At 45.1% G+C, this 13,797-nt stretch carries 15 protein-coding genes and 1 other annotated feature; of the genes, 10 read left to right on the forward strand and 5 right to left on the reverse strand.

The features are described 5' to 3' along the window. Positions 1-6 precede the first annotated feature (6 nt). The 3 genes from ywaE (at position 7) to ywaD (ending at position 3,537) form a co-directional block, all read left to right on the forward strand. The gene (ywaE, locus tag SB658_RS16710) at positions 7-522 is read left to right on the forward strand and encodes a tyrZ transcriptional regulator YwaE (protein WP_410601965.1); all 516 of its coding nucleotides are present in this window, start codon (positions 7-9) and stop codon (positions 520-522) included. Then, positions 517-731, forward strand: a binding site (T-box leader). It overlaps the preceding gene by 6 nt. A 41-nt stretch (positions 732-772) precedes the next feature. After that, the gene (tyrS, locus tag SB658_RS16715) at positions 773-2,014 is read left to right on the forward strand and encodes a tyrosine--tRNA ligase (protein ID WP_144500464.1); all 1,242 of its coding nucleotides are present in this window, start codon (positions 773-775) and stop codon (positions 2,012-2,014) included. A 155-nt stretch (positions 2,015-2,169) separates the two neighbouring features. Continuing rightward, the gene (gene ywaD / locus SB658_RS16720; protein ID WP_003242515.1) at positions 2,170-3,537 is read left to right on the forward strand and encodes an aminopeptidase YwaD; all 1,368 of its coding nucleotides are present in this window, start codon (positions 2,170-2,172) and stop codon (positions 3,535-3,537) included. Positions 3,538-3,566: 29 nt separating this feature from the next. On the opposite strand, the gene ywaC is transcribed toward ywaD, so the two are convergent. The 3 genes from ywaC to SB658_RS16735 form a co-directional block, all read right to left on the reverse strand. Next, positions 3,567-4,199 carry a GTP pyrophosphokinase YwaC gene (gene ywaC, locus SB658_RS16725; protein ID WP_003244564.1) on the reverse strand — a complete coding sequence of 211 codons (633 nt, stop codon included), beginning with the start codon at positions 4,197-4,199 and terminating at the stop codon, positions 3,567-3,569. A gap of 141 nt (positions 4,200-4,340) precedes the next feature. After that, positions 4,341-5,276, reverse strand: coding sequence for a 1,4-dihydroxy-2-naphthoate polyprenyltransferase (locus SB658_RS16730; RefSeq protein WP_009968370.1), 936 nt, complete (start codon positions 5,274-5,276; stop codon positions 4,341-4,343). Positions 5,277-5,438: 162 nt separating this feature from the next. Continuing rightward, complete coding sequence (locus tag SB658_RS16735; protein WP_021480955.1) at positions 5,439-5,573, reverse strand: hypothetical protein; 135 nt, start codon at positions 5,571-5,573, stop codon at positions 5,439-5,441. A 149-nt stretch (positions 5,574-5,722) separates the two neighbouring features. Here SB658_RS16735 and SB658_RS16740 point away from each other — a divergent pair, with 149 nt between their 5' ends. The 7 genes from SB658_RS16740 to SB658_RS16770 all read left to right on the forward strand — a co-directional run bounded on the left by SB658_RS16740 (position 5,723) and on the right by SB658_RS16770 (position 12,097). Continuing rightward, a complete protein-coding gene (locus SB658_RS16740; RefSeq protein WP_003227330.1) occupies positions 5,723-5,872 on the forward strand; it encodes a teichoic acid D-Ala incorporation-associated protein DltX in 150 nt (49 codons plus the stop codon). Positions 5,873-5,889: 17 nt separating this feature from the next. Next, positions 5,890-7,401 (forward strand): D-alanine--poly(phosphoribitol) ligase subunit DltA, encoded by a 1,512-nt coding sequence (gene dltA, locus SB658_RS16745; protein ID WP_144500463.1) that lies wholly within the window; start codon positions 5,890-5,892, stop codon positions 7,399-7,401. After that, positions 7,398-8,585, forward strand: a complete 1,188-nt coding sequence (gene dltB / locus SB658_RS16750; protein ID WP_003227327.1) for a D-alanyl-lipoteichoic acid biosynthesis protein DltB — start codon at positions 7,398-7,400, stop codon at positions 8,583-8,585. Before dltA ends, dltB begins: the two co-directional genes overlap by 4 nt. Before the next feature lie 16 nt (positions 8,586-8,601). Then, the gene (gene dltC / locus SB658_RS16755) at positions 8,602-8,838 is read left to right on the forward strand and encodes a D-alanine--poly(phosphoribitol) ligase subunit DltC (protein ID WP_003227325.1); all 237 of its coding nucleotides are present in this window, start codon (positions 8,602-8,604) and stop codon (positions 8,836-8,838) included. Further along, the gene (gene dltD, locus SB658_RS16760) at positions 8,838-10,016 is read left to right on the forward strand and encodes a D-alanyl-lipoteichoic acid biosynthesis protein DltD (RefSeq protein ID WP_144500462.1); all 1,179 of its coding nucleotides are present in this window, start codon (positions 8,838-8,840) and stop codon (positions 10,014-10,016) included. Before dltC ends, dltD begins: the two co-directional genes overlap by 1 nt. Positions 10,017-10,106: 90 nt before the next feature. Continuing rightward, positions 10,107-10,865 (forward strand): SDR family oxidoreductase, encoded by a 759-nt coding sequence (locus tag SB658_RS16765; RefSeq protein WP_029318645.1) that lies wholly within the window; start codon positions 10,107-10,109, stop codon positions 10,863-10,865. A 140-nt stretch (positions 10,866-11,005) separates the two neighbouring features. Further along, a complete protein-coding gene (locus SB658_RS16770; protein ID WP_003244231.1) occupies positions 11,006-12,097 on the forward strand; it encodes a branched-chain amino acid aminotransferase in 1,092 nt (363 codons plus the stop codon). A gap of 33 nt (positions 12,098-12,130) precedes the next feature. Here the strand turns inward: SB658_RS16770 and licH are convergent, their stop codons facing one another. Beyond that, on the reverse strand, positions 12,131-13,459 hold the full coding sequence (gene licH / locus SB658_RS16775; RefSeq protein ID WP_003244285.1) for a 6-phospho-beta-glucosidase LicH: 1,329 nt from the start codon (positions 13,457-13,459) through the stop codon (positions 12,131-12,133). Continuing rightward, positions 13,456-13,788, reverse strand: coding sequence for a PTS lichenan transporter subunit IIA (gene licA, locus SB658_RS16780; protein ID WP_003227313.1), 333 nt, complete (start codon positions 13,786-13,788; stop codon positions 13,456-13,458). Before licA ends, licH begins: the two co-directional genes overlap by 4 nt. Between the last annotated feature and the right edge of the window lie 9 nt (positions 13,789-13,797).

Consider the following 13,797-nt stretch of genomic DNA (forward strand, 5'->3'; position numbering starts at 1 on the left):
TAAAAAATGGAACGTTCACATCAACATCAGCAGCTTCGGAAGGAAGAACACGATACACTTTCTAAGCTCAAACAAATGCCCGTCGAGTCACTCAACCTGGAAGCCATTTCGATCGCTACAAATCTGTATCGGTCTGCACAAAGGCTCCGTGTCAAAATGGAGACTGAGGTTCTTTCTTCCTATAACCTTTCTTGGACCGCTTTCTCCATTCTTTATGATCTATGGGTATGGGGAGCGCTCGAAACGAGAAAAATCGCTGAGCTGTCAGGGATATCTACAGCTACAGCAAGCAACGTGATCAAAACGCTCGAAAAAAAGAATTTTTGCCGTAAAAGCATCGACACAAGAGATCGGCGACTCGTGTTTGTCTCTATCACCGATTCCGGCAAACAAGCAATCAAAGAACTCTACCCGGAGTTTCACAAAGGAGAAACAGAGCTCATTGCGGGAATGACGAAGGACGAACAGAAAATATTGACAGGGCTGCTTAGAAAGGTAGCTGACAATCTTCATACAACATAAGCTTTGACGGGAATCCAGTAGCGGTTTGTCTCCCTGTTTCAGAGAGCCGGCGGAAGGTGCGAGCCGGAACACAGCAAACGTGAATTACCTCCCCGAGCTTTCTTTGTGAACCTTAAAAGTAGCAAAGAACGGGAAACCGTTATTCGAATGAGCGGAAGACAATGTCTTCAACCAGGGTGGTACCGCGTGCATTGAGCCACGTCCCTTATCGGGATGGGCTCTTTTTTGTGTTTGTAAAAAAGGAGGAAAAATGATGAGAACATTTGAGCAGCTCACAGCGTCACAGCAAAAAGAGGTAGAAAGACAGCTTCAGCTATACATGACAGGCGCCCACGAAGTCATACCGCCGGAGGAATTAAAGGCAAAGCTCATGAAATCAATTTCCACGGGCACGCCGCTTAAAATTAAGCTCGGATTAGATCCGTCTGCACCGGATGTACATTTGGGCCATACGGTTGTGTTAAATAAGCTTCGCCAATTTCAAGAAAACGGCCACATTGTCCAGCTGTTAATTGGGGATTTCACAGGAAAAATTGGTGATCCGACGGGAAAATCGGCAGCCAGAAAGCAACTGACTGATGAAGAAGTTCAGCACAATGCCAAAACCTACTTTGAGCAATTCGGAAAAGTGCTTGATCCAGAAAAAGTCGAGCTTCACTATAACTCAAAATGGCTGAAAACATTGAATCTGGAAGATGTCATTGAATTAGCAGGGAAAATAACGGTAGCCCGCCTGATGGAGCGCGACGACTTTGAAGAACGCATCGCCATGCAAAAACCAATCTCACTGCATGAATTCTTTTACCCATTGATGCAGGGATATGATTCTGTCGTTCTCGAAAGTGATATTGAATTAGGCGGAACGGATCAGCATTTCAATGTCCTCATGGGACGGCATTTCCAAGAACGATACAACAAAGAAAAACAAGTCGTCATCCTTATGCCGCTCTTGGAAGGCTTGGATGGCGTCGAAAAAATGTCAAAGTCGAAACACAACTACATCGGCATTAACGAACATCCAAACGACATGTACGGAAAAACGATGTCACTGCCCGACAGCCTGATGAAAAAATACATCCACTTGGCAACAGACTTAGAGCTTGAAGAGAAAAAACAGCTCGTGAAAGACTTAGAAACCGGCGCAGTTCATCCGCGTGATGCCAAAATGCTTTTAGCCAAAACAATCGTCCGAATGTATCACGGAGAGAAAGCAGCAGAAGCTTCCGAACACTCGTTTAAAACAGTCTTTCAGGAAAACAGCCTTCCTGATGATATTCCGTCTGTCCAATGGGAAGGCGAGAAAACAATCGCGATTGTCGATCTGCTCGTTACATTGAAGCTCCTCTCTTCGAAGAGCGAGGCGCGCCGCATGATTCAAAACGGAGGTGTACGCATCGACGGAGAGAAAATAACAGATGTTCACGCCAAAGCAGAGATAAGAGAGAATATGATCATCCAAGTCGGCAAACGCAAGTTTTTAAAGCTCCAATAGTCTGATATTCCGAAACGCTTATGACCCTTCATTCATAAGCGTTTTTTTGCAGGTATAAAGCACTGTCTTTTCAAAAACGCTCTCCATCTTGCAGGAAACTCCTTTAGCATCCCGAAATATTCCCCAACCATACATTTAGGGGAGGTTTATTTTTGATGAAAAAGCTTTTGACTGTCATGACGATGGCTGTTTTAACTGCCGGCACACTGCTCTTGCCGGCACAGAGTGTCACCCCTGCCGCGCACGCTGTACAAATATCAAATAGCGAGCGCGAGCTTCCATTCAAAGCAAAACATGCGTACTCTACCATTTCTCAGCTAAGTGAAGCAATCGGCCCCAGAATAGCCGGAACTGCAGCTGAAAAAAAGAGTGCCCTATTGATCGCCTCATCAATGAGAAAATTAAAGCTTGATGTGAAGGTTCAACGATTCAACATTCCTGACCGGCTTGAGGGTACACTGTCTTCAGCAGGACGCGATATTCTTCTCCAAGCGGCGTCGGGCTCAGCTCCGACTGAGGAACAAGGGCTGACGGCCCCGCTTTACAATGCGGGATTGGGCTATCAAAAGGACTTTACCGCTGACGCCAAGGGCAAAATCGCCTTGATTTCCAGAGGAGACCTGACTTATTACGAGAAAGCCAAAAATGCCGAAGCCGCCGGAGCGAAAGCTGTCATCATTTATAACAACAAAGAAAGCCTCGTGCCTATGACGCCAAACCTGTCGGGAAATAAAGTCGGCATTCCGGTCGTCGGCATTAAGAAAGAAGACGGCGAAGCACTTACCCAGCAAAAAGAAGCCACCTTAAAACTAAAAGCATTCACAAACCAAACCTCCCAGAATATCATCGGAATCAAAAAACCAAAGAACATCAAACATCCAGACATTGTGTACGTGACCGCCCATTACGACAGTGTTCCTTTTTCGCCCGGAGCAAATGACAACGGCTCAGGTACCTCTGTTATGCTGGAGATGGCGCGTGTCTTAAAAAGCGTTCCATCTGATAAAGAAATCCGCTTTATCGCTTTCGGCGCCGAAGAGCTCGGCCTGCTCGGCTCCTCTCACTATGTAGATCATCTATCGGAAAAAGAGCTGAAACGAAGCGAAGTGAACTTCAACTTAGATATGGTAGGCACAAGCTGGGAAAAAGCGTCTGAGCTGTATGTCAACACATTGGATGGCCAATCTAACTATGTTTGGGAATCCAGCCGTACGGCTGCTGAAAAAATTGGGTTTGACAGCCTGTCTCTGACACAGGGAGGATCATCTGATCATGTGCCATTCCACGAAGCCGGCATTGATTCCGCTAACTTTATTTGGGGAGACCCGGAAACAGAAGAAGTTGAGCCGTGGTATCATACCCCTGAAGACTCGATCGAACATATCAGCAAAGAACGCCTCCAGCAAGCAGGCGATCTTGTGACAGCCGCTGTCTATGAGGCTGTGAAAAAAGAGAAGAAACCGAAAACCATTAAGAAACAAATGAAGGCGAAAGCATCTGACATTTTTGAAGATATCAAATAAAAAAAGACGGCACTTGGGTGCCGTCTTTTTTAATCCACTTCTTTCTTAATCCCCAGCATTTTCTCATCTAGGTAATGGGCAATCTCCGCGGCTTCTTTCAGCTCATCTGTTAATTGCTTAGGAACGTCATTGTTCAATTTATAATAAATTTTATGTTCAAGGCTCGCCCAGAAATCCATCGCGATTGTCCGGATTTGAATTTCTGCTTTGACGTATTCCACACGGTTCGTTAAATTCACAGGCATCTCAATGATTAAATGCAGGCTTCGATAGCCATTCGGTTTGGGTGTCTGGATATAATCCTTTACCTTTACGATTCTCAAATCTTCATGCTGCTTCAACACATTCACGACATTATAAATGTCAGAAATAAAGGAACAGATGATGCGCACGCCGGCAATGTCGTGAATATGCTCCTTCATTTCCTTCGTCGTAATCTCACAGCCCTTTCTCATTAACTTATTCACGATGCTTTCAAAGCTTTTTACACGGGATTTTGTATGTTCAATCGGGTTGTGTCCGTGAATGAGGTTATATTCCTGGCTGATAATTGAGAACTTTGTATCGAGCGCATCTAGCGCAAATTTATAAACTAATAACTCATTTTTCCAATCTTCCATTACTGTTTTTAAATCGTCCATATGTGTTACAGATAAATCCATGTTCGTCATCTCCTTTAACGGAACTTTATCCGCTGTCCATGTACTAGACGTCCCTGTCTGCTGCAAGGTTCTATGAATTTTTTTACAAAATGCGGTCGATTGTAACAAAAAAAGACCGCATGAAACGAGCGGTCTTTTTTATTATCGGAAATAGCTGATCAATAATCCGATCGAGAGCAGGAATCCGAAAAATGTATTTGTTTGGGCTGTTGATTTCATTGCGACAATCATATTCATCGGCATTTCGTTCTGGACGAAGCCCTTCACTGCCTGAACCGGCTTAGGCACGCTCAAAAAGACGACAAACAGCCATGGGCTTGCGGCACCGGTAATAACCAAGCCGACAACCCAGATATAAGCGACGGCAAACGACGCAGCTAACAGAGTAACAGCTCCCTTATGCCCCATCAAAATCGCCAATGTTTTGCGTCCGCCTTTTTTGTCCTCTTCAATATCACGAATGTTGTTCGACAGGTTAATCGCGCCGACAAGAATCGCAATCGGGATGGAAATCAAAATGCTCTGCATATTGATCTTATCTGTCTGAATGAAAAACGAAATCAGCACAAACACCGAACCCATGCAAATGCCTGAGAATAATTCACCGAACGGCGTGTACGCAATCGGGAGCGGCCCGCCTGTATACAGGTAGCCGATCGCCATGCCGACAAGGCCGATCAGCGCAAGCCACCAGCTGCTGCTCGCACAAATATAGACACCGAGCAAAATGGCAATCCCGTATGAGGCCAGAGCTAATTGCAAAATCGTTTTAGGCTTCATTCCGTGGCGTACAATGGCCCCTCCGATTCCGACTGATTCTGCTGTATCTAATCCGCGTTTAAAATCATAGTATTCATTAAATAAGTTCGTCGCGATCTGGATCCATAGGCAAGAAAACAGCATAGCCAAAAACAGCAGCAGATCAACCTTCACATAAAACATCGCCAAAACGGTTCCGAGCAGCACAGGCACAAACGATGCGGTTAACGTATGAGGACGGGTTAACTGCCAAAGGATCTGCCCCATGCTTTCTTTTTGCGGCGCTGTCTGACCCTCACCCTTATTTGTTTGGTTCATCTTCCTCTTCCTTTCTATTAAAAGGCTTACTTTTTTTCAGCCGGCAGCTTAATAAAAAACTCCTTTTGCTTCCTTATCTATCATAATGACTTCTCCCTTATTTCACAAGATACCGCAAGAAGGCGTTTTCTTTCTTATTATACGCTTCTCGCCCTGATTTCATTAGGTTTCTGCTTTCACTTGAACGAACAGGTACAGAAAAATTTTTTTAAGTACATTACACTTTTTAAAAGTTAAAAAGATCTTTTGACTCCAGCTATCTTTTCCTTTATTATGAATCAGCTCGAAACATTCCATTCTTGCCCTTGCAGGTATAAAGATTCATTTTCAAAAACATACGCCGATATATTAATTTGAGGGAGATTAGGGAAAAAATGAAACTTTTTGAGCATCTGATCGTCAAATAATCATGTGATTGTCGAAAAAACGGGAAGGGAATTTTTGATATGCTGCAATTAATGAAACAGCTGTATGAAAAACCCGCTGTCAAGTGGACATGTCATACAGGCTTTTATTTGATGATACTGCTTGTTTTGTTTTTTATGTATGGTTTTCACACCGCGAATACCGGTTCATATATTTATAACGATTTCTAATTGGAGAGAGAATAACTATGAAACTTTTACATGCTATTCAAACACATGCGGAAACTTATCCGCAAACCGATGCCTTCCGCTCTCAAGGCCAGTCGCTCACGTATCAGGAATTATGGGAGCAGTCTGACCGCGCGGCTGCCGCGATCCAAAAACGCATTTCTGGGGAAAAGAAATCTCCTATCCTTGTGTACGGCCACATGGAGCCGCACATGATCGTTTCCTTCTTGGGAAGTGTCAAAGCGGGACATCCTTATATTCCGGTTGACCTTTCTATTCCGTCCGAACGGATTGCGAAAATTATCGAAAGCTCTGGAGCAGAATTGCTGATCCATGCAGCAGGACTCTCAATTGATGCAGTCGGCCAGCAGATTCAGACAGTTTCTGCGGCAGAACTGCTGGAAAACGAAGGCGGCTCTGTCAGCCAAGATCAATGGGTCAAAGAACACGAAACGTTTTATATCATTTACACTTCCGGAAGCACAGGAAATCCGAAAGGCGTGCAGATTTCCGCTACGAATCTTCAAAGCTTCACAGACTGGATTTGTGCAGACTTTCCAGTCAGCGGAGGAAAAATATTTTTAAACCAAGCGCCGTTCTCATTTGATTTGTCTGTCATGGACCTATATCCGTGCCTTCAATCAGGCGGGACATTACATTGCGTGACAAAGGATGCTGTGAACAAGCCGAAAGTCTTATTTGAAGAGCTGAAGAAGTCCGGGCTGAATGTGTGGACATCAACACCTTCCTTTGTGCAAATGTGCCTGATGGATCCGGGTTTTTCACAGGATCTGCTGCCTCATGCGGACACATTTATGTTTTGCGGAGAGGTTCTTCCGGTTTCTGTGGCAAAAGCGCTGCTTGAGCGTTTTCCGAAAGCAAAGATTTTTAATACGTACGGCCCGACTGAAGCGACAGTGGCTGTCACATCGGTTGAAATTACGGCTGACGTCATCAGCCGCAGCGAATCGCTTCCAGTGGGCTTCGCCAAACCAGATATGAACATTTTCATTATGGATGAACAGGGACAGCCGCTTCCTGATGGAGAAAAAGGAGAAATCGTCATTGCAGGGCCGAGTGTAAGCCGAGGCTACCTTGGTGAGCCAGAGCTGACGGAAAAAGCGTTTTTCTCTCATGAAGGCCAGTGGGCATACCGAACTGGCGATGCCGGCTTTATTCAAGACGGTCAGATTTTCTGCCAAGGACGTTTGGATTTTCAGATTAAACTTCACGGCTATCGAATGGAGCTGGAGGAAATCGAGTTCCATGTCAGACAGTCACAGTACGTTCGTTCTGCTGTCGTGATTCCTTATCAGCCAAACGGAACAGTTGAGTACCTGATCGCTGCTATTGTGCCTGAGGAGCATGAGTTCGAGAAGGAATTCCAGCTGACAAGCGCTATTAAAAAAGAGCTTGCCGCTTCTCTTCCGGCATATATGATCCCAAGAAAATTTATCTATCAGGATCACATTCAAATGACGGCTAACGGCAAAATTGACCGAAAACGCATTGGCGAAGAGGTTCTTGTATGACGCCCTACAGCTCGTTTTTATTCTTTATACTGCTTGGCATTCTTCTTCTGCCGACGATCATTCTCGGCTTAAACGGAAAAAGATTTCAAGCATACAACATGTTCATATCTATCATTATATTGGCTTTAATTTTTTCGCACGACTTACACGGGGTCATCGCGCTGTGCCTGTTTACAATATGGCAGGTGCTCCTGATCAGCGGCTATCTGGCATACCGGCAGAAAGCGAACAGCGGCTTTGTCTTTTGCGGAGCTGTTATCGCGTCTATTCTGCCTTTATTTCTGTCAAAAATATGGCCGTTTCTTTCACACCCGCAGCCGCATCATCCGCCGCATAACCTGATCAGCTTTTTAGGGATTTCATATTTAACCTTTAAAGGCGTTCAGCTGATTATGGAAGCAAGAGACGGACTGCTGAAAGAACAGCTGCCATTGCACCGCCTGCTGTATTTCATCCTGTTTTTCCCGACGATTTCCTCCGGCCCGATCGACAGATACCGCCGGTTCGTCAAGGATGAACAGAAGGCTTGGACGAAAGAAGAATACGCCGACCTGTTGTATACGGGAATCCATAAAATCTTCATCGGTTTCCTGTATAAATTTATTATCGGCTACGCGATCAATACGTACTTCATCATGAATCTTCCCGCAATCACGCACAATAAGATTCTTGGGAACCTGCTGTACATGTACGGCTACAGCATGTATTTATTCTTTGATTTCGCCGGCTACACGATGTTTGCCGTCGGGGTCAGCTACATTATGGGCATTAAATCACCAGAAAACTTTAATAAACCGTTTATCAGTAAAAATATTAAAGATTTCTGGAATCGCTGGCATATGTCTCTGTCATTTTGGTTCAGAGATTATGTGTTTATGAGATTCGTATTTTGGATGACTAAGAAAAAGTGGATCAAAAACCGTATGGCCGTCTCAAACATCGGGTATTTCCTGCTGTTTATGCTAATGGGGGTTTGGCACGGGCTTGCGCCGCAATATATCATTTACGGCCTCTATCACGCCGTTCTGATGACGTGTTACAACTTTTTCGAGAAGTGGAATAAGAAATATAAATGGCTGCCGTCCAACCGCTGGACAACCATTCTGGCGATTGTGATCACATTCCATTTCGTTTGCTTCGGGTTTTATATTTTCTCAGGAAAACCATTTCATCACCACCATTAAAGGAGATTAGAAAGCTATGGATTTTAAACAAGAGGTATTAGACGTTTTAGCAGAGGTTTGCCAGGATGACATCGTAAAGGAAAATCCTGATATTGAAATTTTTGAAGAAGGTTTGCTTGATTCTTTTGGAACAGTAGAATTGCTGCTTGCGATTGAAAACCGTTTTGATATTTTAGTGCCGATCACTGAATTTGACCGGGACGTTTGGAATACACCTAACAACATTGTAAATCAGCTGTCTGAGTTGAAATAATGAAAAAGCGTTTTTTCGGTCCAATTATTTTGGCGTTTATTCTATTCGCAGGCGCCATCGCAATTCCATCTTCATGGCTGACAGGCTTCATCACCGATAAGCGTGTGAAAGAGTCAGCAACAGCCTTGAATCCGAGTATGTTTCAAGGGCTATATTTACAAGATCAGATGCTCAAAGATCCGACATATCTTCCGATTTACGGGTCTTCTGAGCTTTCTCGGCTGGACGAGTTCCACCCATCTAATTATTTTCAGGTAAACAATGAGGGATTCACGCCATACCTTGTCGGCAAAGGCGGATCCCAGTCATTGATTCATTCTTTAAACTTCGCTGCCCATATGGATCAGCTGAAGGGCAAAAAAATCGTATTCATCGTGTCTCCGCAATGGTTTATTAAGCGCGGGTCTGATGAACAGCATTTCGCGCCGAACTATTCTGCGCTGCAAGGGCTTGATTTAGCATTTAACGATAAGATCGACCCTGAAATTAAAAAGAAAATGATGAAACGCATGCTTCGCTTTAAGGCTGTGCAAAACGATGCCATTCTTTCTGAGCTGTACAAAGCAATGGTAAACGGCCAGACGTGGAAAGTGAACGCGCTGAAGCCGGCGGCGAAAGTGTATTACAGCATGCTGGAAAAGAAAGATCTGTATTATTCAACGACAGAATCATCCGGGCCAAAGCGCTATATCTCGCAGTCAGTAAAGGATAAGTCATGGTCTGAATTGAATAAACTAGCGGATCAATCGGGCAAACGCCACTCCGGTTCTAACGATTTTCACATCGACAACCCTGTCTATAAAAAGCTGAAGCCGAAAGTGCCTAAGCTGAAAGGGAAAAACAAAGGAAGATCGTATGCGGTGTCACCGGAATATGGCGACTTTGAAATGATGCTCGATATCCTGAAGGATGCGGGCGCAGAGCCTATGTTTGTCACCATTCCTGTTAACGGGAAATGGTACGATTACACGGGCTTCCCGAAAAAAGGACGCACTGACTATTACAAAAAGGTAAATAAACAAATCAGAGCGAAGGGCTTCCAGGTTGCTGATTTCTCAGGGCATGAATATGACCCGTATTTCATGAAAGACACCATTCACATCGGCTGGAAAGGCTGGGTGTATGTCGATAAAGCAATTGACGAATTTTATAAAACCGGAAAAGTCACTTCATCCTGAGCATCTCATAGGACGCGGCTGCATATTTCCTGCTAAGATTTGAAATAGTAAAGGAATCACAGCCAACTTAATTAAGAGGTGTTACATCCAATGAAGATGACAGGCAATACGGTTTTAATCACAGGGGGTTCTGCTGGCATCGGGCTTGAACTGGCCAAGCGCCTGCTGGAAATTGGCAATGAAGTTATCATTTGCGGACGCAGCGAAGCACGTCTTGCAGAAGCGAAGCAGCAGCTCCCAAACATCCATACAAAGCAATGTGATGTTGCAGACCGTTCGCAGCGGGAAGCATTGTATGAATGGGCTTTAAAGGAATATCCGAACTTGAATGTTCTCGTCAACAACGCCGGCATTCAAAAGGAAATTGACTTTAAAAAAGGGACAGAGGAGCTTTTTGTGGACGGTGATGAAATTGAACTTAATTTCCAAGCGCCTGTCCATTTATCCGCCCTTTTCACACCTCATTTGATGAAGCAGCCTGAGGCGGCAATCGTTCAGGTCACATCCGGGCTTGCGTTTAACCCGTTAGCTGTTTATCCGGTGTACTGCGCAACAAAAGCAGCACTTCACTCGTTCTCGCTTACGCTCAGACACCAGCTCCGCGACACGAGCGTGGAAGTGATTGAAATGGCACCGCCTATGGTGGACACGGGCTTAAACCAAAAATCACGCGATAAACAAGGCCTGACGTACCGGGGCATTTCATCTGAAGAATATGTTCAATATTTCTTGGACGGCTTGAAGGAAGGCAAACAGGAGATTACAAATGAACGTGTTGAAGGTCTTCGGGATGCCACTCGCGCCGATTATGACAGGTTATTCGAGCATATGAACACGCAGGAGAATTAATTTCTCCTGCTTTTTTCATATGAATTTCTTACAAATTTGAGCAAACCTATTGCGATTATTTGTTGAAGGTATACAATAGAATATAATTATTTTCAAATAAGTTTGATAATATAAACAATTTAACAGCAGGGAGATTGACCATGACTAAACAAACGATTCGCGTTGAATTGACATCAACAAAAAAACCGAAACCAGACCCAAATCAGCTTTCGTTCGGAAGAGTGTTTACAGACCACATGTTTGTAATGGACTATGCCGCAGATAAAGGTTGGTACGATCCAAGAATCATTCCTTATCAGCCCTTATCAATGGATCCGGCCGCAATGGTCTATCACTACGGCCAAACCGTGTTTGAAGGGTTAAAGGCTTACGTGTCAGAGGATGACCATGTTCTGCTTTTCAGACCGGAAAAAAATATGGAACGCCTGAATCAATCAAACGACCGCCTCTGCATCCCGCAAATTGATGAAGAACAGGTTCTTGAAGGCTTAAAGCAGCTTGTCGCAATTGATAAAGACTGGATTCCAAATGCGGAGGGCACGTCCCTTTACATCCGTCCGTTCATCATCGCAACCGAGCCTTTCCTTGGTGTTGCGGCATCTCATACGTATAAGCTCTTGATCATTCTTTCTCCGGTCGGCTCTTATTACAAAGAAGGCATTAAGCCGGTCAAAATCGCTGTTGAAAGTGAATTTGTCCGTGCGGTAAAAGGCGGAACAGGAAATGCCAAAACCGCAGGAAACTATGCTTCAAGCTTAAAAGCGCAGCAGGTAGCCGAAGAGAAAGGATTTTCTCAAGTACTCTGGCTGGACGGCATTGAGAAGAAATACATCGAAGAAGTCGGAAGCATGAACATCTTCTTCAAAATCAACGGTGAAATCGTAACGCCGATGCTGAACGGGAGCATCCTGGAAGGCATTACGCGCAATTCAGTCATCGCCTTGCTTAAGCATTGGGGCCTTCAAGTTTCAGAACGAAAAATTGCGATCGATGAGGTCATCCAAGCCCATAAAGACGGCATCCTTGAAGAAGCCTTCGGAACAGGTACAGCAGCTGTTATTTCCCCAGTTGGCGAGCTGATCTGGCAGGATGAAACACTTTCGATCAACAACGGTGAAACAGGAGAAATCGCAAAAAAACTATATGACACGATTACAGGCATTCAAAAAGGCGCTGTCGCAGACGAATTCGGATGGACGACCGAAGTCGCAGCGCTGACTGAAAGCAAGTAAGAAAAAAGCCGGCCCATTACAGGCCGGCTTTTTTTACGCTTCAATTTTGTTGAAAAACTGCGGCAGATACGCTTTGTGCGCCTCCAGCATTTCGTCTAAAATCTGTTTGGCCACAGTATCGGACGGGACAAGCGGGTTAATCGTCATGGCAAGGAGCGCAGTTTGATAGTCACCTGTAACTGCCGCTTCTGCCGCGACACGTTCAAAGGATTTGATTTGCTGGACAAGGCCGCGGACAGACACCGGCAAGTCGCCGACAGCAATTGGCTTAGGGCCGGTTTTCGTCATCACACAGTTCACTTCAACTGCGGAATCGTCTGGAATACTCGCTATCGCACCATTATTGATCGTGTTCACCGGCTGAATGTCATGTTTATCATTATAAATGGAGCTGATTAAGTTACATGCTGCATCACTGTAGTAAGCCCCGCCCCGTTTTTCCAGCTGCGGCGGTTTGATCGCAAGGTTCGGATCTTTATAAAGCTCGAACAGCTCTTTTTCGACCTTCTGTACGACTTCAGCGCGGGTGCCCTCCGTTTGTGATGCTTCCAGTTCGTGCTCCAGCATCTCTTTTGTTTTAAAATAGTAACGGTGATAGCCGCAAGGGATGACATTGAGCGCTTTTAAGAAATCCGGTTCCCATTCGGCGCCTGAGATATTTTTCATCGTCATCGCGTTTTTCGGGTCGCCCATCGCCTCGATGACTTGCTCCTTCACACTTACGCCGTCCAAGAAAACATCCAGCCCAAATACCATATGGTTCAGTCCGGCGAATTGGACTTCTACGCGGTCCACATCTACATCAAGCGCTTTGGCTACGCCCATTTTGATGCCGATTGGAACATTACAGAGACCGACGACTTTCTTCAGGTTGGAGTAGCGAAGCAAGGCTTCTGTTACCATGCCGGCAGGGTTTGTGAAGTTAACAAGCCAAGCGTTCGGGCAAAGCTCTTCTATGTCCTTTGCGATCTCAAGGATGACCGGAATCGTGCGCAATCCTTTAAACAGGCCTCCCGGGCCGTTTGTTTCCTGGCCTATTACACCGTATTTTAGCGGAATGCGCTCATCCTTTGCTCTTGCCTGCAAAAGTCCGACACGGAATTGGGTCGTAACAAAGTCTGCGTCTTTCAGCGCTTTTCTCCGGTCGAGCGTAAGATGAATGTCAATCGGAACGCCAGCTTTTTCAACCATCCGTTTGGCGAGTGTGCCGACAATATTCAGCTTTTCTTCGCCCTCGGGGATATCGACAAGCCATAATTCGCGCACAGGCAGCTCATCATACCGTTTAATGAACCCCTCCACTAGCTCGGGCGTGTAGCTTGAACCTCCGCCAATCGTTACAATCTTCAATCCTTTTGTCATATGCTTGCTCCCCTTTGCTCGGTGATTTTTTCATATAACTCAATGATCTCTGCAGCCATATCCTTCACTGTCATTGCATTCATTAAATGATCCTGTGCATGAACCATCAGAAGCGTCATTTCCGTCTTTTCTCCGCCCGCTTCATTTTGGATCAGCTCTGTCTGATAATGATGGGCTTTTGACAATTCTTCAGCAGCGTCTTGAAGCTTTTTCCGCGCTTCTTCTGCGTCACCGCTTTTCGCAGCGGCAATGGCCTCCATTGCGGAGCTCCTACCGTTTCCTCCGTGAAGGATGATTTGAAAAATGATTTGTTCCATTTCCTCATTCACGCGATTCAC

It is taken from the genome of Bacillus sp. SIMBA_008 (genome assembly GCF_046535495.1).
Taxonomy (GTDB): domain Bacteria; phylum Bacillota; class Bacilli; order Bacillales; family Bacillaceae; genus Bacillus; species Bacillus subtilis.